Here is a 25,212-nt window from a genome sequence, read left to right as displayed (position 1 = left end):
AGTTCGACATGCTTTTACATCAATACGACGGCCAGACGGGGCAATACCTGCATAGCTTTCTGGCCGATCCTGATCCGCTTAATCCGGAGCGCTGGTTGGAACCGGCATTTGCTACTTCGGTGGCGCTGCCCGATCGCCCGCGCCTGACGTGGCCGGTTTTTCGCGATGGCGCGTGGTCGCTGGTGCCGGACTATCGAACGCTGCGCCTCTACCGGAAAGGCAATGGCGAAGTCGCAGAGATCCTGGTGATCGGCATTACGCCCGACGATGCCGGTTTGACCGATACACCCCGACCCTCTGACGAGCATGTCTGGAGCGACTCGACAAAATCGTGGGAGGTCGATCCGTCTATCGTTGCGCAGCGCGCTCGCGATGCGGCGATGGCGGACTTCGAGGCGAGACGCTCCGTTGCCGTGCAGAAGAACTTCGGCAAGGCCGATGCGTTTGCCGCCGGCATGATGACGCTGGCTGAGCAAGCTGTCTTCAAGGCGTGGGCGGCGTATCAAATGGCGTTGGTTCGGCTTGTCGATTCACCGACGTTCCCCGAGGGCGTCGTTTGGCCCGATGAACCCGATGAGGCGCAGGTCATTGCGCAGGCCGAGGCAGAAGCCGCAGCCGCGAAGACGCAGTTGGAGGCGGAGGCCGCAGCGCGGCTCGCAGCTGCGCAGCCGCCGCAACTGGTCGCGATTGAACATCCGGACGCCGGGCCATCCGACTGATTGTGAACGCGGAGTCGAGAATGCGACGACCGCTCGCACATCCCATCGCAGGCCGCTCATTTGAGCGGCCTTTCTATTTGTAGCCTTCTCGGAGACCTGAATGGCAGCCACTTCTTTCTACCACGGCGTAACGACCGTGCTGGTCGACTCCGGCCCGCGCACGATCGCCGTGCCGTCGACGTCGGTCGTCGGTATCGCCGACACCTACACGCCGGGTCCGGACCTTGTCGCGCCCAACGTGCCCGTGCGCATCACGAGCGAATACGACGCGGTCGCAGCGTTCGGCGAGAGCAGCCCGATCACGCGCGCGATTCAAGGCATCTACAAGCAGAGCAAGACGGTCATGGTCGCGGTAGGTATCGCGGCTGACCAGACCGACGCCGAGCTGACGTCCGCGATCATCGGTGGCGTGTCGGCAGGCGGTGCGCGCACCGGCATGCAGGCGCTGCTCGACGGCAAATCGCTGTTCGACCTGAAGCCGCGGCTGCTGATCGCGCCGGGCCACACCGCGAAGCAGCCGGTCGCGACGGCGGCCGACGAGCTGGCCGCGAAGCTGCGCGCAATCGCGATCCTCGACGGGCCGAACAAGACCGATGAAGACGCCATCGCGTACGCGAAGAACTTCGGCAGCAAGCGGCTGTATCTCGTCGATCCCGGCGTGCGCTATTGGGACACGGCGAAGAACGCGGACGTCGACGCCCCGGCATCTGCGTACGCTGCGGGTCTGTTCTGCCAGACCGACGCGGCGATCGGCTTCTGGGCGTCTCCATCGAACAAGGAGATCGTCGGGATCAGCGGCACGAAGCGGCCGATCGAATTCCTCGACGGCGACGAGACGTGCCGCGCGAACCTGCTCAATAACTCGTTCATCACGACGATCATCCGCGACGGTGGGTATCGCCTGTGGGGCAACCGCACGCTGTCGGCGGATCCGAAGTGGTCGTTCGTGACACGGGTGCGCACGCTCGACATCGTAATGGACGCGGTGCAGGCCGGGCACAAGTGGGCCGTCGACCGCGGTATCACTGCGACGTACGTGAAGGACGTCACCGAAGGGCTGCGAGCGTTCATGCGCGATCTGCGTATGCAGGGCGCGGTGATCAACTTCGAGGTGTACCCGGACCCGAAGCTCAATTCGGCGTCGCAGCTCGAACAGGGCAAGGTGTACTGGAACATCCGCTTCACGGACGTTCCGCCGGCAGAAAACCCGATCTTCCGCTTCGAGGTCACGAACGAGTGGCTGACGGAAGTTCTCGACACGCAATCGTAAGAGGTCACGCATGGTTCCGGAAACTCTGAACAACATGGCGCTGTACGTCGACGGGCGCGGCTTCGCCGGCCGCGCACCCGAACTGAGCCCGCCGAAGCTGAAGATCAAGACGGAGGACTACCGCGCAGGCGGCATGGACGCACCCATCAAGATCGACCAGGGCATGGAAGGCTTGCAGGCCGCGTTCTCGATGGGCAGCGTCGAGCGCGACGTGCTGAAATTCTTCGGCCTGGCCGACAACAACGCATTTAACGCGACGTTTCGCGGCGCATTCCGCGACACGCGCGGCAAGGTGAAGTCGGTCGCGCTCATCATGCGCGGCATGCTGTCCGAATACGATCCCGGCAGCTGGAAGCCGGGTTCGACGTCGGAACTGAAGTACACGGCCGAGCTGACGTACTACAAGGCCGAGATCGACGGCGCGGTGATCTGTGAGATCGACGTGCTCAATATGATCCGCATCATCGACGGTGTCGACCAGCTCGCCGATGTGCGCAAGGCGCTCGGCATGTAAGTGCGGTGGCCGGTGGCAACGCCGGCAAAGTAACTTTTCGATAACCCGAGGGGCGGTCCGTTGACCGCCCCTTTGTCATTTCTGAGGTGCTGAATGGAAACCGTGAAGATCACGCTGAAGTATCCCGTCTCGTTCGACGGTGTCGTGCGCAACGAGCTGGTAATGCGCCGCCCGAAGGTGCGCGACATGCGTACCGCGAGCAAGCAGGCGCAGGGCGACGACGAGCTGCGCGAGATCGTGCTGTTCGCGACGCTCGCCGAGGTCGCTCCCGACGATATCGAAGCAATGGACATGGTCGATTACGACGCCATGCAGCGTGCGTACGAATCCTTTCGATCCGTTCGTCAGGCTCCCAATCGAGACGGTAAAGGCGCTGGCTCGACGGATGATGAAGGAGTACGGAACGCAGCCGCAGTCGGTTGAAGACATGACGATCGACGAATTGTTGTGGTGGCTGACGGATTGAGCGAGGACTGACATGGCACGCGATATCGCACTTGGCATCGTCATCGGCGGTGCGGTGTCGGCAACGCTCGGTAAGGCGTTTGCTGATACAAATTCGAAGATCGTCGGGCTGCGCAAGACTGCGAGCGAGCGCGGCATGTGGCAGCGGCAGATCGGCGAGACGATCAAGCTGCAGGAGGAGTTCCGCCGTCTGCATCTTGCCGGCGACAGCGCGGCTGACGGGATCCGGCGCAAGCTGGACAACAACGTCCGTGCGCTGCGTGACGCGGGTTTCGAGGTCGACCGGCTTGATCGCGCATATGCCCGGCTCGGCCGGACGGTGCGCGGGCTGGAGCTGAAGGCCGCTGGTCATGAGCGTCTGACGGCGGGCCGCGACGGCATGCGCAGTGCGGCTGGTGATGCGGTGAAGCTCGGTGCGGCCGTCGCCGTGCCGACCGCCGTATCGGCGCAGTATCAGGCGATCATCCGGGACATTGCCATCAAGGCCGGCATCGCGCGCACCGAGCAGGAACGCACGATGTCCGAGCGCATCCGTCGCGACGCGCTGTCGAACGGCATGGGGCGCAACGAGTTGGCGGACGCGGTCAACCAGATGGTCGCGGCCGGGATGGACGTCGACCGGGCGCTGAACTTCGGCCCGGCCGTCGCGAAATTCTCGGTGGGTCAGGGGGCATCGAGTGTCGAGACGGCGCAGATGATCCAGGCGCTGCAGCAGAACGCGAACATCGCGGACCCCAAGGCGATGATGAAGGCGCTGGAGGCCATCGCGTATCTCGGCAAGGAGGGCTCGTTCGAGTCCGTCGACATGGCGCGGTGGTTCCCGGTGCTGCTTGCCGAAATGAAGAAGATCGGCATCACGGGGCAGGACTCCGTGACGCAGCTCGGCGCGATGCTGCAGGTTCAGATGAAGACCGCCGGCAACGCCGACGAGGCGGCGAACAACCTCAAGAACTGGTTCTCGAAGATCGGTTCTGGCGAGACCGAGCGCAACTACAAGAAGGCCGGCGTCGATTACGAAGGGAAGATGAAGGAGGCGATCGGCAAGGGCTGGTCGACGCTGGAGGCGTCGTTCGTGCTCGCTCGGGCGTACATCGAGCGCGTCGATCCGAAGAAGGCTGCGCAGCTCGCAGCGGTGGCGAAGCAGCTCAACAGCGAGCTCGATCCCGCCAAGCGTCAGGCGCAGGTGCGAGCGTTCGAGGACACGATGAAGACCGGCGACCTGTTCAACGACATGCAGGTCAAGGCGGCGCTGACGGCCTACATGCAGAACGCCGATCTGTATCAGAAGCTCAAGCGCAACGCAGCGGACGCCAATGGCGAGATCGACAAGGATCTCGCCGATCGCCGCGCAACGTCGAAGCAGATCTGGAGCGAGGTCGTCCAGCAGTGGGACGACGCGATGCGCAGTATCGGCGATGCGCTGCGGCCGGTGACGGATCTGGCCGGCAAGGTCGCGAAGCGGGCGGGTGAAACGGTGCAGCACGCGTCGGACGCCGTACCTGGTACGACGGCGGCGGTCGTTGGCGTTATCGGCACGGCGATTGCCGTTCGTGGTGCCCGTGCCGCGTGGAACATGGGGCGCGGTGTGCTCGACATCCTGCGCGGCGGTTGGATGGCGCGACGCGGTGGCGGTGGAGCGGCCGGGGGCGGTGCTGCCGGCGGGCGCGTCGGTAAGGCACTCGACGCGTTGAGCGGTGCTGCCGGAGGCGTGCAGCGCGTATTCGTCGTCAACCTGCCGGGTAGCGGTCTTGGCGGCGTTGCCGGGGCCGCAGGTGACTTGCTCGGCGATCTGGCCGGTGGCGGCTCCAGCGGCGGCCGTGTTCCGCGCGGTCGTCTCGGTCGTGTCATCGGTGCGTTTCGGACGGTCGCAGGCCGTTTCGCCCCCTACGCCGGGAAGCTGGCCGTCGCCGGCAGCGTCCTGAAAATCGCATTTGCGGCCAAGGACGCGTATGCGGTCGCGCGCAGCGATCAGCCGACCGCGCGGAAGGCGGAAGGGTACGCGAGCATCGGTGGCTCGCTCGCCGGGGGCGTCGTCGGGGCGAAGCTCGGTGCCGGTATCGGCATGCTCGGCGGCCCGATCGGTGCGGCCATCGGTGGCGTGCTCGGCGGTGCGGTCGGCACGTTTGCCGGTGGAAAGTTACTTGGGGCGATGGCGCGGTGGGCGACGGGTTCGAAGGACGGCGACAGCGACGCGGTGAAGGCGGCCGCCAAGGTGGCGGCCGGCCCGGACTCGCCGCAGTCGCGACCGTTCAAGGTCGAGCAGCAAAACTCGTTTGCCCCGGTGTTCCACATCAAGGTCGAGGGCGGCACGGACGCGGAAATCGCGGACAAGCTGCTCGCGCGCATCAATCCGCTGATCCAGCGAACCATGAGCGAGTCGATGGACAAGAGTAACCGGTCGGCGATGTTCGATGCGCCGCATCTGTAAGGGGAAGGGATGGACTTCATTTCGAGTGTGACGCAGGCGGCAACGCAGGCGAGCATCGCGTCCGAACGGGTGCGGCACGTAGTGCGCGTGTTCGATCGGAATCGCAGCGCGAGCCAGAACACGGTCGACACGCTGACGAAGCTCGCGACGGGGAACCTCACGTCGGCCGCTGACCTGTTGCGCGGGGCGACGAGCATGCTGTCGGTGGCCGGTGACCTGAGTCCGCAGATCGGCACGGTAATGCGCAGTTTTGCGGCGACCGGCGCTGCCGTCAGCGGCATCGTGAAGATGATCGGCGGGGTCAATCACCCGTTGATCCAGTCGGCCGCGCAGTCCGTCATGGGCGCGTTGGGCGACACGAAAACACGGTTCACCGCGTTGGTCGGCGAGCAGACGGCGGGCGCATTGCAGTCGTTCGCGCAGACGACCGGCCTCAGCTCCGTCCTTTCCGGCCTGTTCGACAGTGCGACGTCTTCCACCCCTCATCTGCTGACGCTATCAACGGATGACGGGGACGCGTTCCACTTCGGACTGTCGACGGCGGCGTTCGACAAGCTGCGGCGCTCGACGCGCTTCAAGATCGCATCGCAGGAACGGCTTAATCGCGAGGAGGCGCAGCAGCCAGTGAGTCAGGGCGGCGACACGATCACGCTTTCGGGCGTCGTGTTTCCGTCGCTCGGTGCCGGCTTCCGTCAGTTGGAGACGCTGCGCGCGATCGGCGCGAAGTTGAAGCCGGTGCAACTGACGGCCGGCACGGGCGACGTGCTCGGGCGCTGGTATCTGCACAGCGTCGACGAAGAGCAGGAGGCGCTGATGTCCGACGGTGCGCCGCGCAAGCAAACCTACACCCTGGAGTTCGGCCGCTATGGCGAAGACTTTGCGAACCTCTGACGGGGACATTCTCGACACGCTCTGCTATGCCCATTACGGGACGTTGAAGGGCACGGTCGAGGCCGTGTACGAAGCTAATCCGGGTCTCGCGCGCGAGCCGCAGCCGTTTCGGTCCGGCGTGTTGATCACGATGCCGGATCTCGACACGCCGCGCGACGAGCCGATTCAGCTCTGGTCGTGAGGGAGAGGCAATGCAGGCAATTTTTCAAGTGGTCGCGAACGGGGCCGACATCACGCGCGTGATTCAGGATCGCGTGCTGCGGATCCAGACAACCGACAAGCCGGGCCTCGAAGCGGACGAATGCGAGATCGAGCTGGACGATCGGGACGGCAAGGTCCGATTCCCGCCGAAAGGCGCGACGTTGAAGATCTCGCTCGGATGGGAGGGGCAGGGGCTGTCGATGCTCGGCGAGTATGCCGTCGACGAGATCGTGCTGCGAGGACCGCCGGCGACGATCGTCATCCGCGGCCGACCGTCCAACATGCGCGCGACGTCGAAGACGCAGCGCAACGGCAGCTGGACGAACGTCAAGCTGGCCGACATCGTCGGCGATGTCGCTCGGCGCAACAAATGGGTGGCTGCGTGTTCGGTCGACGCTGCTGTGCCGCGTGCCGACCAGTTTGGCGAGAGCGACCTGCATTTCATCACGCGTATCGCACGGCAGTACGGCGCAACGGCGACGGTGAAGGCGGGCAAGCTGATCGTCGGGCCGATCGGCGGCGGCAAGAGCGCAAGCGGCAAACCGCTGCCGGTCATCACGTTGACGCCGAGCGATCTGACGGACTACGAGATCTCGTTTCCTGATCGTGCGAGCTTCGTTGCAGTACGGACGAAGGTGCACGACAAGAAGACGGGGAAGAAGATCGACCTCACGATCCCGAATCCGGATGCCCCGCCGGGCGCCGCCGCTGTCCATACCGAGCGCCATGCCTTCGCCAATCCAGAGACCGCGAAGGCCGGTGCGAAGTCGCGTCTGGAGAAGCTGAACCGGCACACCGCGCGCAGCGTGCTGCGCATGAAGGGACGCACGGACATATCGGCCGAGAAGACCGTGAAGCTGTCGGGGTTCAAGCAGGAGGCGGACGGCGATTTTCTGGTCGATTCTGTCCGGCATACCTATGCCGGTAACGGTTGGGATACGTCGGTGGAGCTGAACGCCGGCAACAAGGGCAAGGCGAAGGTCGGCCATCGCAAGAAGCCGACGAAGAAGGTCGATCTGGTCGTACCGTCGCCGCCGAAGTAACACGCGCGTGCATCAATTTCTGGCAGCCGCCTCGAGGCAACTCGGGCGGCTTTTTTTATTTTCAGCGGGGGTTTGATGGGTGATGAAAAGCAGGAGGGGCTGGCCGTCCAGATCGCGACGTTGACGCAGCAGATGCGGGCCGTCGCGGCGAGTGTCGAGGACATCAAGCGATCGGTGCAGCCGTTCGCGGATCTCGACCGGCGGCTCGCGGAGATGGCGGTGCGGGCGGAAACGGTGCGTGAGGATGTCAGTTTGCTATGGAGCCGTTCGCGTGCGGAAGAACGAGCGCGTGCCGAGCTGGCCGACGAGATCGCCGATGTCGATCGCAAGGTCGATGCGATGAAGAACAAGGCGACGGGCGCGATGTGGGTGCTCGGCGTGTGTCTCGGCGTGGTGCAGACGTTTCTGGTCGGTTCGATCGTCTGGGTCTTCACGCACATCAACGAGGGCGATGCGCTCAACCGACTGCAGCAGCAGCGCATCGATTTACTGGAACAGGCACTGAGCCGGGGAGGGAAGCAATGAACGTAACTGCGAAGATCGACGCGCTGATCGGGCGCGAAGGCGGATTCTCGAACGATCCGAACGATCGAGGCAATTGGTATCTCGGGAAGCTCGAAGGGACCATGTGGGGTGTGACGGCCGCCGAAGCGCGCGCGTACGGATACACGGGGCCGATGAGCGACATACCGCGCACGACGGCCGTTGCGATCTACGAGTCGCGTTACTGGCGGCGACCGAAGTTCGATCAGGTCGATGCGATCTCGTCGACGCTCGCGGAGAAGCTGTTCGACATCGGCGTGAACGCGGGGCCATCGACCGGCGTCAAGTTCATGCAGCGGGCGCTGAACGTCCTGAACCAGAACGAAAAGACGTTCCCGGACATCGCGGTCGACGGTGGCATCGGCCCGATGACGGTCACGGCGCTGAAGGCATTCCTGCAGCAACGCGGGGCGGACGGCCATCGTGTGTTGTACGGCATGATCGCCGCGCAGCAGTCGGTGTTCTATATCGAGACAGCCGAGCGCCGGCCGGAGAACGAGAAGTTCGAGTACGGCTGGCAACTCAACCGCGCACTGGGGGTATGACGATGCTGGACATTCTGAAGACTGTTGCGCCGTGGCTGCTTACGGCGCTGACCGGCGGTGTGCCGGGTATCGCGGCGATGGCCGCGTCGACGATCGCGGACAAGCTCGGCTTCGGTGACGGTTCGGTGGACGCCGTGAAGGCGGCACTGGCAGGCCAGTCGGTGACGCCCGAGCAGCTGCTCGCGCTGAAGCAGGCCGATGCAGACTTCGAGCTGAAGATGCGGCAGGCCGGCTTTTCTCACGCCGAGAGCATGGCGGGCATTCAGGTGCAGGCCGACAAGGTTGCGGCCGACGATCGCGCGAGCGCTCGTCAATACGCGGCGGCGGAGCACGACCACACGGCGCGGAATCTCGCCTACATGTACACGGTGGCGTTGTTCGTCGTGATCGGGCTGGAGTTCTATCTGGCGATCGGCGACATCAAGATGCCCGACGTCGTGAAGAGCACGCTCGACACGCTGCTTGGTGTGCTGATCACGATGGTGATCGGTTCGAAGGAATACTTTTTCGGATCGTCGTCGCGGGCCGACAAGCAGGCGGACCGCATCACCCAGTTCGCCGTGTCGCCGGACATCACGGTCACGGGCGGGCCGATCGATCCGAAGGTGATCCCGTCGTTTCCGATCGAGCATCGGACGCCGTGACGGCCGCGATGCGCTGAAGAAACAGGGCGGCCGGGGGAATGTTGGAGCATTCGCCCGGTCGCCTTTCCACTGTCTACGCCAGTGAATCAGCCAAGGCCCTGCTTACCTACGTAGGCGGGCCGGATTCTACACCAAGTTTAAAAACGGCTTTCACAATGGCAAATCCCATCATTCCTTGGATCGGCGGTAAGCGCCGTCTCGCAGATCACATCATCCCCCGTTTCCCGGCACACGACTGCTACGTCGAAGTGTTCGCGGGCGGGGCCGCGCTGTACTTTCTGCGGCCGCCGGCCAAGGTCGAGGTCATCAACGACGTGAACGGCGAGCTGGTCAACCTATATCGTGTCGTGCAGCATCATCTGGAGGAGTTCGTGCGTCAGTTCAAATGGGCGCTGACGAGCCGGCAGGTATTCGAGTGGCTGAAGCAGACGGTCCCGGAAACCCTCACCGATATCCAGCGAGCGGCACGGTTCTACTACCTGCAGAAAAGTTGCTTTGGGGCGAAGCTCGAAGGGCAGACGTTCGGCACGGCGACGACAACGCCACCGGGCCTGAATCTTCTGCGTATCGAGGAGGAGCTATCAGCGGCGCATCTGCGGCTCGCGAACACGTTCGTCGAGCGGTTGGATTGGGCAGCCTGCATCGATCGATACGATCGCCCGCATACGCTGTTCTACTTGGACCCGCCGTATTACGAGACGGAAGGGTATGGCGTGGCGTTTCCGTTCGGCGAGTACGAGAAGATGGCGCAACGCCTGCGATCGATCAAAGGGCGCGCGATCGTGAGCCTCAATGACCATCCGGACATTCGGCGCGTGTTCGACGGCTTTCACATCGAGACCGTGCCGATTCAATACACGGTCGGTGGTGGGAAGGGCGTCGAGCGAAACGAGCTGATTATTTTCAGCTGGGATGATGCGGCGCAGCCCGTGGGTCTGTTCTAGTCGAAGGTGTCGGCGCGAGATATCGTGCCGACACCGCGCTTACAGATCGTCGAACGCGGGCAGGGCGGTCCGCTGCAAGTCACCACGCCGGCGGTCGACTATGGTCGGTCGAGCAGCGTAGCGGCTAAATCAAGGCATCCCGGCACGCCCCCTCTCGGCGCGCAACAGATGACGTAGGCGCTGAAATTCCCCTTGTCCACCCCCTAGCGCCCCCCGGTCGGGAACATGCTTGTCGACATAGTCGAACCACGCCTGAATACGGTCGATCGACTTCCGAAGCGCCAGGATTTCGAGGATGAGCCAGCGTACCTGCAGGTCGGTGTGCTCGCGCCACATAGATCTCAATTCCGCGTCGGTCGGCGCATCGAATTCAGGCATCTTCGGCTTGATCCTCACCCTCGGATCCCGAAGAGGGACGCGGTTGCGATCGATCCTCGTACGCTCGACCGGCCTCATCGACGGCATTTCAAGCGGATCATAGACCGCTTCGATCCACAACTCTGCCTCATGCTCCGTCAGTTCGCTAGGCGTGCGCTTCCACTCCGTTTCCGTGGAGAACCGATACTCCCAAATGTATGCCCACTGAGGTTTGATCACGGCGAAATACTGTATAAAAACACAGTGTAGCGCGGGGTAAGATGGTTCAGTCAAGAGCGAAAATTGGGGACGTCGATGTGCACAAACTACATAGCGCCCGGCGAGGATTCCGGCCTAAGCGAACTGCGGATTGACAACTTCGCAGATCTGTATCGCTGGACGCCTTGGAAGCCCGAGATTTACCAGGACGATGACGCGCCGATAGTCGCCAGCATCGACGGGCAATTTAGGCCGTTGATCGCCGGCTTCGGGTTTTGGCCGCGTGCGCTTCAGAAGGCGAACGTCGAGCGGGCGAAGGAGCAGGGGCGCAAGCCGCCAATCATGCGCAGCACGTTGAATGTTCGTGATGACAACTTGGGCAAGTCGCCGCTCTATGGGTCGACGTGGCGATCAGGTGGTCGGTGCCTAATTCCTGCCCGATACGTGATCGAGCCGTCCTATCCGTATGCTCGGCGGGACGCCAGCGGGAAATGGATTCTCGGTCCGTGCGTGTGGCAGCGGATCGGCGTGGTCGACCGCCGGACGATGTGCGTTGCCGGTATCTGGCGCACCCTGAAAGATCTGGACGGTAGACCGCTCCACGTGATGACGATGATTACGGTTAACGCGGACGACCATCCGGTCATGTCGCGGATGCATAAACCGGACGACGAGAAGCGGTCGGTCGTCGTCCTCCGGCCGGATGATTGGGAGGAATGGCTGAGGACGCCCAACGTTGAGGCAGCGCGAACGATGTTGCAGCTCTATTCGGCAGACGAGATGTTCGCCGAACCAAAGTAACTTGAGTTGCGTACCCCGAGATACAGAACGCCACGCGCGCCGCGTTAAGTCGTGAGACGTAACGCGGCCAGTTCCTACCGTTCACCATCGGGAGAACGGAGCCGCTCAAGCGGCTGGCCGCTGCCGAAACTAGCCATTCCCTGACGCCATTTCCCTGTTAGCGCATGCCCTGCACGCCGTGAGCCAACTTTGCCAGCGCGCGCTCGTTGCGGTCGGATGGGCCACCGTGCCCGTAACCACAACACAGTATGAGATGATATGAGTCATCGTGACCGATCCGCTGCCGGCCAGTCGCAAACGACTGTTACTTTTCGATCAAGTTCGTGATAGAAAGGAATTATGCCCAGAATTACCGATAGCGAACTCTTGCTTATTTCCAAAGCAAAGATCGAGAAGCTCAAAAACTTCGCAGACGGGGTATCCCTTGTTCGCCGCGCTCAATCCTCAATTGAGCGTCTCCGCGCACGCGTAGCGAAAGACCGATTGACGTTGGCGAAATCGAAATTGCGAGACGCGGTACAGGTAGGGTCTTGCACCCCCGCGCTCTGGCGCACGGGAGTGAGTCGAGCCTACTACTCCATGTATCACGCGGCTCGCGCTGCAACTTACTTATCTTACGGCGGCGATGACCACGAGGAGCATTCGGCGCTCCCTGGAAAATTGCCAACTGACTTTCCCGACTACGAACAATGGCGTAACAAACTGAAAATGGCGCGCCTAGAACGAAATAGGGCGGACTACGATCCTTATCCTGTTGATGAACTTGAGTTTAAAGACACTTGTCTATCACTGATTCAGGACGCGAAGGATTTCATCCGTATCTCGCAGAGATACATTAATCAGAAGATAAAGGCACAAAATGGTTCTTGAATCGGATCTCAAAGGAATCATCGATGCGGCAATGCGAAGAGCCGGGGTTACTCCATTTTCGATTCAAATTAGAACCTTTCCGGGCGAAATAATTGCCATCGTAGAAGTGGAGCGCAATTATCAGCGGGCTATTGAAGTCGCGCAAGAACTAGACTCGCAGATCGAAAATGGCTTCGTTACGGTCCGTCAGGTCAAAAGCGGGGGTAGCAAAAAAGAATACAAAGCGGTTACAGGCGTGCATGATCCGCGAGTCGGTGACCTGCTCAGCTTGTTGAGCACCCGCTCTAGAACGTCGGAGAGCCAACCGAGCCTTCGATATATTCAAGACGTTGAAGAACGTCTGAGCGTCGCAATTACGCCGCGCCACCATCTCATTTTCGGGCGCCGTGGCGTGGGAAAAACCTCGATGCTCCTGGAGGCACGAAGGATATTAGAAAATGAAGGCGCTTATGTTCTCTGGGTAAATGTGCAGTCATTGCGTAGCCTGAGCGTAGGGCATGCATTCTTAACTGTCGCGTTGAAGCTATGTGACCTACTCCTGACTTCGCAGGAGGCACTTCGCTCGTCCCAGACGGGCCTGGATGCTTTGCGTGCACTAAGAGCGAACATTGAGCTGCGCTTCATGGCTAATGGCTCGACACTGGAAGACGTCGCAATATTGGTTCCGCTGCTCCAGCAAGAATGCTCACGATTCACCCTGCAAGCCCAACGGACAATCTATTTGTTCGTCGATGACATTCACTATCTTCCAAGTGCGGAGGTTCCACATTTTCTCGACCTTCTTCATGGAGTCACGCGCGACAATCTCGTCTGGCTGAAAATTGCTGGAATCCAACATCAGACCCGCTGGTTCATTCCGGTCCCGCCGACCGGACTGCAAACGGGCCATGACGCTGCAATCATCAATCTCGACGTTACGCTCGAACACCCAGAACGAGCTAAGCAATTCCTTGAAAGCGTGCTTCGCGGCTACATCGAAGAATGTAACGCATCGCCGCTCAGTAATGTACTCAGTACTGCGGCGTTAGATCGATTGGTCCTCGCGTCCGGAGGCGTGCCGCGCGACTTCTTGACGCTCTGCGCAGCTTCCATTCAAACGGCACGTCAACGCCCGAACGCCAAGACAGTGGGGGTACAGGATGTAAACAACGCCGCTGGAGTCGCCGGGCAAACGAAACTTCAAGAGCTCGAAGACGATGCAGCTGCAACTTCGGGCCGCTCTGGAGAGTTGGTCGCGTCGCTAAACATAGTCCGAGACTTTTTGCTGACGACTGAGGAAATCACGTTCTTCCGAGTTGATTTTCGTGACAAAGAGTTGCGGTCCGTGGAGTATCGTACCCTTCAGGCGCTCGCTGACCTACGCATGCTGCACCTGATCAACCCTAGCCTCTCCGATCAACATCACGCAGGCCAACGGGCGGAAGTGTACCTCCTTGATCTGAGCCAATACTCAGGATCTAGATTAAAACAGGGCATTCATGTGCTGGACTTCGAACGCGGCCATATGGTGCTCAAGCGAACGCGCAGTTCGGAGCCTGCACGAATCGGCGATACCGTACTGAAGTTGGTGTCTCTACTCAGACGTGCGCCGACGTTCGAGCTGAGCAGTCTCAAGAGCGAAGTCGCCTTGTCTCCTGACGTTTGACCGGTCACGCCCTGTTGTGGCTCATGCAGGGCATCCCAAGGACGGCCACCGCCTCCGCGCGTATCTTTGCTCATGGCCGAAACAAAGGGTGCAAAACGGCGCAGCGACTGCGCCTTTGTCGCGTCCCAACGAGCGCCGCTCGACGTGCGCGAGGTGCCGCCACATTGCTCCGAGTTGACGAATTCAGGTTGCGTGGACGCCAGATAGCAAAAAGCCCGGCGCGCAAGACCGTGCTAAGCACTTGAATTTATTAGCGCGGCAGGAGGTGCTCGAACTTCGACCCGTCAGATGGCGTTGCTTTGGACCGCTGTTCTGTCGTTGGCCGCCAAGGCATTTGCAACCAGTTGCGCGCCTAGGGGGGGCTGGCCAATGCGGAACGTTTATGCAGACGTGATCCGGCTCGCGCAGTGGGTCCGTGCCGAGGCAGATTCGATCACGCACATGATGGCAGGCTACATGCTGATGTACGCCCATCCCGACCAGCATGAAAAGAACCCCGAGGCGGTCAAGAAGGCCGTCACAGAGATATTCCATCGGATTCACGTGCAGGAGTAGACGAACATGCTCGTGACAAAGATCGACGCCGCCCGACGGCAACCGAGCCATCGTGTGAAGTCACAACGTGAAGGTTACCGCTGGCCCGCTTCGCGCTCATAACGGGGATCGAAGACGGTCAGTCTGCCGACCGCGCAGCGTATGTCCGCTTTGGAGCGCGTCAGTGACCTTCGCAGACGCTAGCTGAAAGGCCGTAACGGGTCGATCTGCGCCGATCGTGCGACACAGGGCGGTGGCCGGCCGCGTTCGGCCAGTTTCAGACACTCGACGTCGCTGGCTATATCGTCAACAATCTGTGCGTTCAAAACTGCAGCGGTGTAATTTCGACCGATTACGAGGCGAATATGGGCTTGCGGGGATTGCTACTGAAAGGCATCGCTGTCATTGTCGTCGGGATTATTGGAACCCTGTTTTTTCTGCACGATGATATTAGCGCGCATGCTGAAACATTCATTGATCGGACGCCTGCCGATGTCTGGAAGGTCGTATCGAACAGCACCGCGTACCCCGATTGGAATCCCTTCATTACTCGTGTTGACGGCGAGTTCAGGGAGGGAGAGACAATCCGTATCGTGCTAGGCACTGGACCGGATGCGATGATATTTAATCCGACTGTTCTGATCGTTCATCCGGAGCAAGACCTGTGCTGGCGTGGCAGTGTATGGATTCGCGGCGTCTTCGACGGTACACATTGCATCCACCTCACGGCCGTAACTGGCGGTACCCGTCTGGAGCAAACGGAGTCCTTTTCGGGACTGCTCGTTGGGCGGTTGACGAAAGACGTAATCGAGGAAACTCAACGGAACTTTGAGGCGATGAATGCCGCGGTTCAGCAGCGCGTAGACATGAAAACCCCCTGAGTGCCGCCTTGTCGCACGACGCCCCGCGGTGTCAACGGCCACAGTCGCTGGTCGGCCAGGTACAGACGTTCAACGCTGCATCAGCGAAGACAATGGAATGTCCGCTTCGGTTCGGGAACGTCCTAACGCGAATCAGGGAGGCTTAGAATTTGTGCCTGATACCGGTCGCCACGAGCAGTTGATTCCGTCCGCTCGAGGGGTCAATGCCATTGATGGCAACGGTAGATCCGGATGATCCACGCAGATAGACAGACTCGATATAGAGATCAGTTCGCTTGGAAAGGGTGTAATCACACTGCAGTGCGCCTGTATGCCAGTGCGGCCCCGCCGCCGCTGTATACGTGTACATGCCCGCCAGCGCAATTGTTTCAGTGAGTTGCCAAGTTGCATTGACCTCGTAGTTGCTCAGGCTCGACGATCGCATCGCAGCGCCAGAATCCGCGTCGATCACACCGGTGTTGACGACGCGCGACCATGCGCCGGCAACAGTCACATCCCCGACGCTGTAGCTGGCACCTGCGGCAAACGTGTCCTGACGTCCGACAGCGGCGTTGAGAGGCGTGCCGCCTGTGCCGGGAAGCGCGGCAGTATCGTAAGCGCCCGTCCCACCTTCGCCCCGTCCGTTGACGTGCATCCATGCTGCACCGACCTTGAAGGGACCAGCAGCATAGTTCGCGCCCAGTCCGTAGGCGCGGTTTTCCGCGAAGGCCCCGGCCCGATTCGAAAACGCGTACATAGCGCCGAAACTGAAGCCGCCGAGATTGGCGCTCGTGTACTTGACCGAGTTGCTGGCGAGATACGAATTGTTAGCGTTGTCGTTGTCGAACGGGTGGGCGAATGCCGTCCCACCGTTGCCGCCCGTCAGCGTGAATGGGGCGAAGTAGTCGTACACCATGTCGTACTGGTGCCCGAACGTCACGGTGCCAAGCGATTCACCATCAAGCCCGACGTAGAACGGGTGGTCGTTGAGGTCTTCGCCGGTCGCGACGGAGTATCCCCGCTCAAGCCGGAATAGCGCCGCGAATCCCCCCCCTAGATCCTCCGAGCCCTTGATTCCCCAGTAGCTGCCATCGATCAGCCCGGACGTGAGGAGGTATTGCGAATGTCCCGACACGTTGTTCACGTATGCGACACCTGCATCGAGTTCGCCGTACAGCGTGACGGAACTTTGAGCATGGGCAGAAGCGGCCGGCAGGCTCAGCGCGATACCGAGCGCATACGCCCGCATCGATGGAAAGACAGCACTTTGCATTTTTTTCTAGAAGACAGCTCGTGAAGCAGGCAGTCGATCAGCGGCGCGCGCTCAGACTTTCCCGGACTGAACTTCGATCTCATCGAAGCGTTTCCAGCGATAAATCGCTGCTGAACACAGCCAGCTGACGACAAACACCCCGACGATCATGTAACCGACCAGTCCGAAGTTGTCGTTCAGGCTGCTCACCGCTTCCCAGAAGGGGCCGGCGAGCTGAAGCTTGTCCGCCAGCAGGCCGAGCCCCTCAATGCTGCCGACGACAATAGCAACGACAACAGAGACCGTGGTAATCGTAATGTTGTAGTAGAGCTTGCGGATCGGCTTGACGAAAGCCCAGCCATATGCGCCGAGCATCAGGATGCTGTCGGTCGTGTCGATGAGCGTCATGCCTGCGGTGAACAGTGCGGGAAACACGAGAATCGACCAGATCGGCAAGCCTTTTGCCGCGCTCGCCGCCGAGATACCGAGCAGCCCGACCTCCGTGGCGGTATCGAAGCCGAGCCCAAACAGGAAGCCGAGGAAGTACATGTGCCAGCTTCGCGTGACCAAACGGAACAATGGCCGGAAGATCCGCGCCAGAAACCCGCGGCTCGCGAGCAGCATATCCAGATCTTCCTCGACGTAAGGCTCGCCGCGCCGGACGCGCCGGAATGCGCTGATGACCGACTTCAGGATAAACAGGTTCATCAGGGCAATCGCGAACAGAAAGAAGGTCGAGACCAGCGTGCCGATGAGTCCGCCGACCTCCTTGAATCCATCCATTTGGCCTTTCATCGCAAGTGCCGTCGCGGCAATGCCGACCGACGCCAGCACGACGATCGTCGAGTGACCAAGTGAGAACATGAGGCCGACCGTGATCGGGCGCCGTCCGGCCTGCATCAACTTGCGCGTGACGTTGTCGATCGCCGCGATGTGGTCGGCGTCGACTGCGTGTCGCAAGCCAAAGGACCATGCGAGAAAACTGGTGCCCATCAACAGCGGATAGTCGTGAAATGCGATCCACGCCCAAGCCCACGCGCCGATGTTGAACGCAATGAGCACCGCATAGAGCGCCCCGATCTTCTGCTTCATTTGCCCCTGTTCATCACCGAATAGGGCGCGGATTAAATGGATCATTGCCTTTCCCGCAGTCAATTTTATGGGGGAGGGCGTTGGCCGACATGTTTCGGCGCATTCCCCCGACAGGGGGCGAATCATACACTTTCTCAAAAATCTCATACTCGAATCTGCTCAAATACGATCCTGAACCAACCTGAGGCCTGCCATGCAACGCATCACAATTACGATTGATGAAGACCTTTTGAACGCGGTAGACGAGCTCGTGTCCCAGCGAGGCTATGCGAGCCGGTCGGAGGCCTTCAGGGATCTAGTGCGGGAGCACCGCGTCAAAGAGCAACCCAAGCAGGTCGGCGAGCATTGCGTAGCCACGCTCGCGTACGTTTACGACCACGCAACCCGCGAACTGGCCCGCAGGATCACTCAAGCTCACCATGACCGACATGACCTGTCGGTCGTGACTATGCGGGTGCATCTCGATCATGACAGTCTGCTCGAATCGTCAGTTCTGCGTGGGCGCACTCAGGATGTCCTGGCATTTGCAGACAGCATCACGACCCAGCGTGGCGTGCGGTACGCAAACCTCCATTCGATTCCGGCGCTCGTCGAGCGGTCTTTGCATCATCACGGTGACGCCGCGGATCATCACGACCATCTGCATGTTTGATGAAGACATGTCGTAGCAGGGCGCGCGTTGGAATGAGTACAGCTGGCGGGCATCATCCGCGAATCGCGTTGCTCGAATGTTTAGATGTCGGCTACGCCTTGAGATTGGTCGTTGGGGCATCGCCGGCCCGAACGGCAGTTCCGGGTCGGGGGCGGCCGCCTACGTCGAGCGGAAGTCGGCCAAGTTCGGCCATCTACCGATGTTGGCATGAGCTTTCACGCGGACGCTCGAACGGCGACTTCGCCCCCGAGGCCGGACCTTCGTGCGCCGATTATGTCAATCGCGTCGTCGCCCATTCACGTGCCTTGATGGCAGTCAATCGCGAATGTCTGCTTACGCGTAACACAAACACGGATGTCCTGCTCTTTCCCGCCTCCTAACATATTCAAGCGAAAATCTAGCGGATTTTTCGGGCGTAGCCCTTCTTAACAACGCGACTAATGAAGCTATTTAGGCCTTGGCCGACGTTTGCCAGGCGCTGCATCTCGGCAATATTTGCTGCGCCAGCGCTTTGCGTTGTATAGAGATAAACCGAGCCATCCCCGAATTGGACAGTAATCGCCCCCTGTTCAATTTCGTAGGCAACTACGTTCGAGTCGCCGCCAAGATTTTTGTAGCGCTCCATGAAATCTCCTATCAGTTAACGAAAATGCCGGTTTTCTCTGCGTCATACAGATGACGAACCATTGTCGCGCAGACGGGATAGTCTAGGCTGATTTCGGTCAAGAGCGAATAATGTCACGACCGGCGACTTGTCGACTGGTTCGACGCGCAGAATGACCGCTGCACCACAACAGCTGCCGACCAGGTTGTGCCTAGTGCAATGTCGGGAGTGGGTTGCAACGGCCCGTCCGTAAAAGTGCGGGCGTGGGTTTCAGGATAGCTTTGTGCGCCGGGTCTTATCAGATAGGACGCAGGTACCGCCGCATCATCAGGCGCTGCAAGTCGCTTTGCAACTACACGGTAGGATTGAGTCCCCAGAGGCACTAAAGCCCGTTTGAGCGGGCGTTTTTATGTGCTGCGGATTTGCTACGGCAAGTGGCGGATGCCGCGCTGGACAAGCCTTGCGCTTAACATTCCATCCCCTGAATGGTGGGAGGTAACGGTATTTCGTCGGCGTGGTGTGGCGCGAGGTCGAGGTTGTCCTCGGCCTCCCATTGCCCGGTTTTTCGATCGATGTTCAATAACCGCATTCCGCCGCGCTTCGTGACGAGCAGCAGTCCAATGGTGCCGCTGCGCTTCCACCGATCGGCCGGCGCGTTACCGAACGGCGTGAACCCTCGCTGGAACAGCACAATCTTCCGAAACGTATCTGCAACGAGCTGACGTGCCTTCATGCGTGCGCCGTAGTCGAGCGCGAGAACCCCGTCGACAAGTTGTGCCCAAGCCTCTGCAGCTGCTGGGATCTCGTGTGCATTGCTCGCGGCGATCTTGTGTTCGAGCACCTCTATCTCGCGGTGCTGTTGCTCGAGCTCGCTTTCGAGTTCTCGCGCGCGGCGCATGAACGCCACTGGCGCGACACCGTCATCAGACAGGAGCGCGTCGGTTACACGCTGGATCTGCGTTTCGATCTCTCTCGCGCGCTGGCGGGCGACGGCGAGCTGCGCCACGCGGCGAGCAGCCCCGTCGTCGCCTTCGAGCAGGCGGGCCAGGTTGAATTGATCCGAACAGTAGTGCATCAGCGCACGCTCAACGATTCTCGAGTCGCATGTGCCGCCGACAGGGCAACCGGTGTTGAACGTAGCTCCTGAACAGCCGAGGCGTCGAGTAAAGGCTCGTCCTTTGGCCGGACGAATCGCAGTGTTCTGCGACACCAAGGCTAATCCGCAATAGCCGCACGAGCTGATCGATAGCCCGGTTAGGATGTTCGGAATCTCCCCCTTTCCCTTTCTGCGGCCGCGCTCACTCATTGCTTCCTGAAGCGTCGCGAAGGCGTCGGGCGTCAAAAGTGCAGGGTAATAGCCGGCGAGTCTAAATTCTTCGCCGTCGACGGTGAGCGATTTTTCCCCGACTAGCGCGCGGTTCCGAACGATCCGATACATGTGCGTCGAGTAGTTGCCGGCGTTGCTGACGTACAGTTCGCGTTCGGAGAGGATGCGGGCAATTTCGATTGCGCCGTGACCAGCAAGGAATAGGTCGATCATGGTCCGGATAGCTAGCTCGCGTTCGGGAAGGAATTCGAACGCTCCGTTCTCCGCCTGCCGTACCCAGTGCGGATCCTTTCCGTTGCGTACGATGCCGCGCCATGTCCCCGCGACCCATCCCTCGCATTGCCGGCGTATCGCCGCCTTCACGCGTTTGCTTTTAGTGTCCGATTCTTCGTGTGCACGGATCATCACGAGCAGGCTGTACACAAGGTCCATCGGTTGCGCCTTCAACCTTTCCCGGTTGTATTTGCGCCCGTCGCTTGCCGTCACAACTGTGATGCCAGCGTTGACAATCTGCGCGAGCTGCGCCTGTGCCTGAATCGGTTCGGCGCGGCTCAAGCGGTCAAGTCCTTCGACCACGAGCACCGATCCTGGCAGGATCCTGCCGTCCTCGACGGCGCGAAGGAACACCCCTAGAGCGCCCTTCTTGATGTGGCGCTGGTGGAACGCAGATAGCCCTTCGTCGCGCAGCGTGAGCGACACGTCCAGCTGCATTTCGTGCTCAGCCGCCCACCGCGCGGCGTATTCCATCTGCCGATCGGCGCTGCTGCCTGCTGCCTGCTTGGGATCAGAAAATCGGAGGTAGCTGTAGACCTTGGGTTTCGATAGTTTTGACATTGCCATACTGCTTCACCGCGTGGCGATTGCAACGGCCGCGCCGGCCATCGCTGCCGCGCTCGTGCGGTTGGCGATTTTCATCGCGCGACGCGAGATAAGTAGCCTGCGCGCTCGTGTCGCAACGAAGGCCCATGCGCAATCGGTGGCGACCAACACGGCGAGCATCGTTGCGACGAGTTCGGCCCAGCCGATCACGCTGACGTGCGTTAAATCTACGATGGTTGGCAGCAGGGCGACGTAGAACATGACGATTTTGGGGTTGCCAAGTGCCACGAGAATGCCCGCGACGAACATGCGCCACGGCGACTGGCCGCGCGGCAGGTTGTCGGTGTCACCGTCGGCCGGTGCGGACCACATCTTCCATGCGAGGAATAGCAGGTAGGCGACGCCCAGCAACTTCAGCATGAGCAGGCCGGCCTCGAACGTGCGCGCGAACGCGGACAGGCCGGCGACGGCGAGCGTGAGCCATAGAGCTTCGCCGATCCACATCGCGGCGAGAAACGGCAGCACATCGCGGAAGCCGTTCGACAGCACGCGCGCGACGAGCGCGGCGACGCTCGGGCCGGGCGTGCCGGCTAGGGCGAGCAGGGCGATCCCGAATGCGATCAGGCTGGAAACGGACATGGGGTAGCTCCAGAGGCGCGTAGAATAAGGCTCTACGCCGTTAAGCATGGTTTGTATATTGGCTAACGTTCGGGTTGCCGAGCGTGACCAGCGTGCCGGCCGCGAACATGCGCCACGGCGACTGGCCGCGCGGCAGGTCGGCGGCTTTCGTGTCGGTCGGCGCCCGCCACATCTTCCACGCGAGCAGCAGCAGATACGCGACGCCGACGAGCTTCAGCACGAGCAGGCCGCTTTCGAACGTGCGCGTGAACGCGGACAGCCCGGCGACGGCCAGCGTGAGCCACAGCGCTTCACCGATCCACATCGCGGCGAGGAACGGCAGCACGTCGCGCACGCCGTTCGTCAGCACGCGCGCGACGAGCGCGGCGACGCTCGGGCCGGGCGTGCCGGCTAGGGCGAGAAGGGCGAAGGCGAACACGGCGAGCGCGGACAACGTCATGGCGAACCTCTGGCGGAAGGGGGCGTTCGAAAGGTATGAAGTTTCGATTATAGTGACGGCCGTTTCCGTCTGCCTAGGTTGCCGTGATGACAGTATCGATCCGGATTCGCCGCGCCACGCGCGCAGACGCGGCCGCGATGGCCGCCGTCGAAGTGGCCGCTGCCCGGCGCTTTCAGTTCATCGGCATGCCGGACCTCGCCGAAGGCGAGCCGACCGATGCGGGCGCCGTGCGCGAGCGCATCGACGCGGGCCACGCGTATGTCGCGACGGACGAAACGGGCGCGTGCGTCGGCTTCGCGTTCTACCGGCTGCTCGACGCGCGGCGGCTCTACCTGGAAGAACTCGACGTCGCGCCGTCGCATGCGGGGCAGCGCATCGGCGCGCGCCTGATTGAGCGGATCATGATGCGCGCCGCGCGCGACGGCTTTGCTGAGGTCGTGCTGTCGACGTTTCGCGACGTGCCGTGGAATGCGCCGTACTACGCGCGCGTCGGCTTTCGTGTGATCGACGACGCAGCGCTCGACGCCGCGCTGCGCGCGATTCGCGCGCATCACGTCGAGCGCGGGCTCGACGAGACGCGCCGCGTGTTCATGCGCGCCGACGTGCGCGCGTGAACGTCCGCGCCGTCAGGCTGCGTCGTCGAGCGCCGGATAGTCGGTGTAGCCCGTCTCGCCTTGCGCGTAGAACGTCTCCGGCACCGGCTTGTTCAGCGGTGCGCCGAGTTCGAGACGGCGCGGCAGGTCCGGGTTCGCGATGAACAGCTTGCCCCACGCGATCGCGTCCGCGCTGCCGTCGGCGAGCGCTTGCCGTGCCGAGTCGGGCGTGAATTGCTCGTTCGCGATCAGCGGGCCGCCGAACGCTTCCTTCAGGCGCGGGCTCAACTGGTCGCCCGTATAAGACTCGCGCGTGAAGATGAACGCGATCTTGCGGCGGCCGAGTTCGCGCGCGACGTAGCCGAACGTTGCGGCCGGATCCGAGTCGCCCATCGTGTGCGCGTCGCCGCGCGGCGCGAGATGGACACCGACGCGGCCCGCGCCCCACACGTCGATCGCCGCGTCGACCACTTCGAGCAGCAGGCGCGCGCGGTTCTCGATCGGGCCGCCGTACGCATCGGTGCGACGGTTGGTGCTGTCCTGCAGGAACTGGTCGAGCAGGTAGCCGTTCGCGCCGTGAATCTCGACGCCGTCGAAACCGGCCTTTTTCGCGTTTTCGGCGCCCTTGCGGTAGGCGGCGACGATGCCCGGAATTTCGTCGAGCTCCAGCGCGCGCGGCGTCACGAACGGGCGCTCCGGCCGCACCAGGCTCACATGGCCGCCTGCCGCGATCGCGCTCGGCGCGACCGGCAGGTCGCCGTCCAGGAACATCGGGTCGGAGATCCGGCCGACGTGCCACAGCTGCAGCACGATGCGGCCGCCGGCCGCGTGCACGGCCTGCGTCACGCGCTTCCAGCCTTCGACCTGTTCGTCGGACCAGATGCCCGGCGTGTCCGCGTAGCCGACGCCTTGCGGCGTGACCGACGTCGCCTCGCTGATGATCAGGCCGGCCGACGCGCGTTCGGCGTAGTAGCGCGCCATCAGCTCGTTCGGCACGCGGGTCGTGCCGGCGCGGGCGCGCGTGAGCGGCGCCATGACGATGCGGTTCGGCAGCGTCAGCTCGCCGAGGGTAACGGGGTCGAACAGGGTAGGCATGGAGATAACCTTTTCAAGATAGGCGGAAGGCCGTCGCTTCGCTTCGCGTGCGGCGGCCGGTCCGCAGGGTCAGAGTTCGCGGCGCACGGCGTCGAGAAACGCCTCGATGACGGCCTCGTTGCGCCGGAAGAACGCCCACTGGCCGATCCGTGTCGACGTCACGAGCCCCGCGCGCTGCAGCGTCGCGAGGTGCGCGGAGACGGTCGATTGCGACAGCCCGCAACGCGCGTCGATCTGCCCGGCGCAGACGCCGTGGTCGTACGGCAGCGTCTGCGCGGGGAAATGCACGTCGGGCGTTTTCAGCCAGACGAGAATTTCCCGGCGCACGGGATTCGAGAGCGCTTTCAGGATCGCATCGACGTCGAGTTCGGTCGGCATGGCAAGGTCAGATGTTCGGGCGGAAAAACTGGAGCACAACGAGTATCGCCGTTGACCGAATCATATATCGGAAAAAGACGATATGCACGATGGCACTGGTGGGAGTGGGGTTGATCGACTGTCGGCATTCAAAAAGGACCGCCACTTTTGGGGTATCCGTCCAACGAAGGCCGTCTTGACGCTCAGAGCTTGATGCGCTGAAGGCGCGCCTGGATGAGGTCGTGGTCGATTGCGGCGGGATCGAATGGTCCACCATGCCAACCGAGCATGTGTTCGTGTTCAGGGTGAGCGGAGTCGGCAATCGCCTCGAGGAACTCGACGTAGCCGTATGGGCTGCCCACATGTTCAGGTGGGCAAGCATTGGCGCCGCCGAGGTATATGGGAGTCGGGCAGACATCTGCCGGCAGGACCTTTTCCACCTCGATCTTGTGCTCCCAGTCGTCGCCGAAGTCGTAGACGTATCTCAATGAGGCGTCGCTGTTGATGTCCACGCAGAACTGACCCACCTGAGGCTGTAGTTTTCATCGAATTTTGACCCACGTGATTGAATGCCCTGCTCAATCTTTGAGCAGGGGATACAGAGGTGATCACGGTGGGCATATTGGCCAAGATCAGGCGGATGTATTTCCGCGAGAAGGTCCCGCTGCGCGAGATTGCGAGGCGCACGGGCCTGTCCCGGAACACGGTGCGCAGCTGGCTTCGGCAAACGGATGCCGTTGAGCCGAAGTACCCGAAGCGCGTCAGCCCGAGCGTCGTCGACGAGTGGGCCGCGCAACTGACGGGCTGGCTGCGGGCAGACAGTCATCGCCCGAAGCGTGACCGGCGCACG

28 protein-coding genes and 2 pseudogenes are annotated in these 25,212 nt (G+C 61.7%); 20 read left to right on the top strand and 10 right to left on the bottom strand.

Going from position 1 to position 25,212, the window contains the following annotated elements; translation table 11 throughout:
• Positions 1 to 8: 8 nt before the first annotated feature.
• The 12 genes from EX20_RS18170 to EX20_RS18115 all read left to right on the top strand — a co-directional run bounded on the left by EX20_RS18170 (position 9) and on the right by EX20_RS18115 (position 10,207).
• Complete coding sequence (locus EX20_RS18170) at positions 9 to 719, top strand: tail fiber assembly protein (protein ID WP_034194318.1); 711 nt, start codon at positions 9 to 11, stop codon at positions 717 to 719.
• Between the two features lie 100 nt (positions 720 to 819).
• Positions 820 to 1,989 (top strand): phage tail sheath subtilisin-like domain-containing protein, encoded by a 1,170-nt coding sequence (locus EX20_RS18165; protein ID WP_034194261.1) that lies wholly within the window; start codon positions 820 to 822, stop codon positions 1,987 to 1,989.
• A gap of 10 nt (positions 1,990 to 1,999) precedes the next feature.
• Positions 2,000 to 2,503 (top strand): phage major tail tube protein, encoded by a 504-nt coding sequence (locus tag EX20_RS18160; RefSeq protein ID WP_034194260.1) that lies wholly within the window; start codon positions 2,000 to 2,002, stop codon positions 2,501 to 2,503.
• Between the two features lie 93 nt (positions 2,504 to 2,596).
• Complete coding sequence (locus tag EX20_RS18155; RefSeq protein WP_034194259.1) at positions 2,597 to 2,926, top strand: phage tail assembly protein; 330 nt, start codon at positions 2,597 to 2,599, stop codon at positions 2,924 to 2,926.
• Between the two features lie 55 nt (positions 2,927 to 2,981).
• Positions 2,982 to 5,396: a phage tail tape measure protein gene (locus EX20_RS18150; RefSeq protein ID WP_034194258.1), complete on the top strand. Its 2,415-nt coding sequence runs from the start codon at positions 2,982 to 2,984 to the stop codon at positions 5,394 to 5,396.
• A 9-nt stretch (positions 5,397 to 5,405) separates the two neighbouring features.
• Positions 5,406 to 6,287, top strand: a complete 882-nt coding sequence (locus EX20_RS18145; protein WP_034194257.1) for a phage tail protein — start codon at positions 5,406 to 5,408, stop codon at positions 6,285 to 6,287.
• A complete protein-coding gene (locus EX20_RS18140; protein WP_034194256.1) occupies positions 6,262 to 6,468 on the top strand; it encodes a tail protein X in 207 nt (68 codons plus the stop codon). Before EX20_RS18145 ends, EX20_RS18140 begins: the two co-directional genes overlap by 26 nt.
• 10 nt (positions 6,469 to 6,478) lie before the next feature.
• On the top strand, positions 6,479 to 7,531 hold the full coding sequence (locus EX20_RS18135; RefSeq protein WP_034194255.1) for a phage late control D family protein: 1,053 nt from the start codon (positions 6,479 to 6,481) through the stop codon (positions 7,529 to 7,531).
• A gap of 75 nt (positions 7,532 to 7,606) precedes the next feature.
• Positions 7,607 to 8,056: a hypothetical protein gene (locus tag EX20_RS18130; RefSeq protein WP_034194254.1), complete on the top strand. Its 450-nt coding sequence runs from the start codon at positions 7,607 to 7,609 to the stop codon at positions 8,054 to 8,056.
• Positions 8,053 to 8,619: a glycoside hydrolase family 108 protein gene (locus tag EX20_RS18125; protein ID WP_034194253.1), complete on the top strand. Its 567-nt coding sequence runs from the start codon at positions 8,053 to 8,055 to the stop codon at positions 8,617 to 8,619. Before EX20_RS18130 ends, EX20_RS18125 begins: the two co-directional genes overlap by 4 nt.
• Complete coding sequence (locus tag EX20_RS18120) at positions 8,616 to 9,263, top strand: hypothetical protein (RefSeq protein WP_034194252.1); 648 nt, start codon at positions 8,616 to 8,618, stop codon at positions 9,261 to 9,263. Before EX20_RS18125 ends, EX20_RS18120 begins: the two co-directional genes overlap by 4 nt.
• A 155-nt stretch (positions 9,264 to 9,418) precedes the next feature.
• The gene (locus EX20_RS18115; RefSeq protein WP_034194251.1) at positions 9,419 to 10,207 is read left to right on the top strand and encodes a DNA adenine methylase; all 789 of its coding nucleotides are present in this window, start codon (positions 9,419 to 9,421) and stop codon (positions 10,205 to 10,207) included.
• A gap of 129 nt (positions 10,208 to 10,336) precedes the next feature.
• Here the strand turns inward: EX20_RS18115 and EX20_RS18110 are convergent, their stop codons facing one another.
• A complete protein-coding gene (locus tag EX20_RS18110) occupies positions 10,337 to 10,804 on the bottom strand; it encodes a hypothetical protein (RefSeq protein ID WP_224020031.1) in 468 nt (155 codons plus the stop codon).
• Between the two features lie 75 nt (positions 10,805 to 10,879).
• On the opposite strand from EX20_RS18110, the gene EX20_RS18105 reads away from it, so the two are divergent.
• The 5 genes from EX20_RS18105 (at position 10,880) to EX20_RS18085 (ending at position 15,514) form a co-directional block, all read left to right on the top strand.
• Positions 10,880 to 11,584, top strand: a complete 705-nt coding sequence (locus EX20_RS18105; RefSeq protein WP_034194250.1) for an SOS response-associated peptidase family protein — start codon at positions 10,880 to 10,882, stop codon at positions 11,582 to 11,584.
• 366 nt (positions 11,585 to 11,950) lie between these two features.
• A complete protein-coding gene (locus EX20_RS30910; protein ID WP_131929106.1) occupies positions 11,951 to 12,454 on the top strand; it encodes a HEPN domain-containing protein in 504 nt (167 codons plus the stop codon).
• Positions 12,444 to 14,099 (top strand): ATP-binding protein, encoded by a 1,656-nt coding sequence (locus EX20_RS30905; protein WP_224020032.1) that lies wholly within the window; start codon positions 12,444 to 12,446, stop codon positions 14,097 to 14,099. The genes EX20_RS30910 and EX20_RS30905 overlap by 11 nt, the downstream gene beginning before the upstream one ends.
• Positions 14,100 to 14,468: 369 nt before the next feature.
• Positions 14,469 to 14,654, top strand: coding sequence for a hypothetical protein (locus EX20_RS18090; RefSeq protein ID WP_060044625.1), 186 nt, complete (start codon positions 14,469 to 14,471; stop codon positions 14,652 to 14,654).
• A gap of 344 nt (positions 14,655 to 14,998) precedes the next feature.
• Positions 14,999 to 15,514, top strand: coding sequence for an SRPBCC domain-containing protein (locus EX20_RS18085; RefSeq protein ID WP_050781921.1), 516 nt, complete (start codon positions 14,999 to 15,001; stop codon positions 15,512 to 15,514).
• 142 nt (positions 15,515 to 15,656) lie between these two features.
• Here EX20_RS18085 and EX20_RS18080 read toward each other — a convergent pair whose 3' ends face one another.
• Both EX20_RS18080 and EX20_RS18075 read right to left on the bottom strand, forming a co-directional pair.
• Complete coding sequence (locus EX20_RS18080) at positions 15,657 to 16,766, bottom strand: porin (RefSeq protein WP_131929107.1); 1,110 nt, start codon at positions 16,764 to 16,766, stop codon at positions 15,657 to 15,659.
• A gap of 51 nt (positions 16,767 to 16,817) precedes the next feature.
• Complete coding sequence (locus tag EX20_RS18075) at positions 16,818 to 17,882, bottom strand: HoxN/HupN/NixA family nickel/cobalt transporter (protein WP_034194245.1); 1,065 nt, start codon at positions 17,880 to 17,882, stop codon at positions 16,818 to 16,820.
• Between the two features lie 148 nt (positions 17,883 to 18,030).
• Here EX20_RS18075 and nikR point away from each other — a divergent pair, with 148 nt between their 5' ends.
• The gene (gene nikR / locus EX20_RS30900) at positions 18,031 to 18,489 is read left to right on the top strand and encodes a nickel-responsive transcriptional regulator NikR (protein WP_072465519.1); all 459 of its coding nucleotides are present in this window, start codon (positions 18,031 to 18,033) and stop codon (positions 18,487 to 18,489) included.
• Positions 18,490 to 18,886: 397 nt separating this feature from the next.
• On the opposite strand, the gene EX20_RS30895 is transcribed toward nikR, so the two are convergent.
• The 4 genes and pseudogenes from EX20_RS30895 to EX20_RS18060 all read right to left on the bottom strand — a co-directional run.
• Positions 18,887 to 19,114: a hypothetical protein gene (locus EX20_RS30895; protein ID WP_072465520.1), complete on the bottom strand. Its 228-nt coding sequence runs from the start codon at positions 19,112 to 19,114 to the stop codon at positions 18,887 to 18,889.
• Positions 19,115 to 19,559: 445 nt separating this feature from the next.
• The gene (locus tag EX20_RS18070; RefSeq protein ID WP_034194244.1) at positions 19,560 to 21,254 is read right to left on the bottom strand and encodes a recombinase family protein; all 1,695 of its coding nucleotides are present in this window, start codon (positions 21,252 to 21,254) and stop codon (positions 19,560 to 19,562) included.
• 12 nt (positions 21,255 to 21,266) lie between these two features.
• Positions 21,267 to 21,878: a LysE family translocator gene (locus tag EX20_RS18065; RefSeq protein WP_034194243.1), complete on the bottom strand. Its 612-nt coding sequence runs from the start codon at positions 21,876 to 21,878 to the stop codon at positions 21,267 to 21,269.
• 64 nt (positions 21,879 to 21,942) lie between these two features.
• Positions 21,943 to 22,317: pseudogene (locus tag EX20_RS18060) on the bottom strand (LysE family translocator); the annotation flags it as partial.
• Positions 22,318 to 22,403: 86 nt separating this feature from the next.
• Between EX20_RS18060 and EX20_RS18055 the strand changes: the two are divergent.
• Complete coding sequence (locus EX20_RS18055) at positions 22,404 to 22,931, top strand: GNAT family N-acetyltransferase (RefSeq protein WP_034194242.1); 528 nt, start codon at positions 22,404 to 22,406, stop codon at positions 22,929 to 22,931.
• A gap of 12 nt (positions 22,932 to 22,943) precedes the next feature.
• Here the strand turns inward: EX20_RS18055 and EX20_RS18050 are convergent, their stop codons facing one another.
• The 3 genes from EX20_RS18050 to EX20_RS18040 form a co-directional block, all read right to left on the bottom strand.
• Positions 22,944 to 24,005 carry an alkene reductase gene (locus tag EX20_RS18050; RefSeq protein ID WP_011882555.1) on the bottom strand — a complete coding sequence of 354 codons (1,062 nt, stop codon included), beginning with the start codon at positions 24,003 to 24,005 and terminating at the stop codon, positions 22,944 to 22,946.
• 69 nt (positions 24,006 to 24,074) lie between these two features.
• Positions 24,075 to 24,383, bottom strand: coding sequence for an ArsR/SmtB family transcription factor (locus tag EX20_RS18045; RefSeq protein WP_034194241.1), 309 nt, complete (start codon positions 24,381 to 24,383; stop codon positions 24,075 to 24,077).
• Between the two features lie 182 nt (positions 24,384 to 24,565).
• Complete coding sequence (locus tag EX20_RS18040) at positions 24,566 to 24,874, bottom strand: plasmid pRiA4b ORF-3 family protein (RefSeq protein ID WP_231572261.1); 309 nt, start codon at positions 24,872 to 24,874, stop codon at positions 24,566 to 24,568.
• Between the two features lie 101 nt (positions 24,875 to 24,975).
• Between EX20_RS18040 and EX20_RS18035 the strand changes: the two are divergent.
• Positions 24,976 to 25,212 (top strand): annotated as a pseudogene (locus EX20_RS18035) (helix-turn-helix domain-containing protein); the annotation flags it as partial.

This window comes from Burkholderia sp. WP42 (assembly GCF_000745665.1).
GTDB lineage: Bacteria > Pseudomonadota > Gammaproteobacteria > Burkholderiales > Burkholderiaceae > Burkholderia > Burkholderia vietnamiensis.
This window is presented reverse-complemented; position numbering and strand designations above follow the sequence as displayed.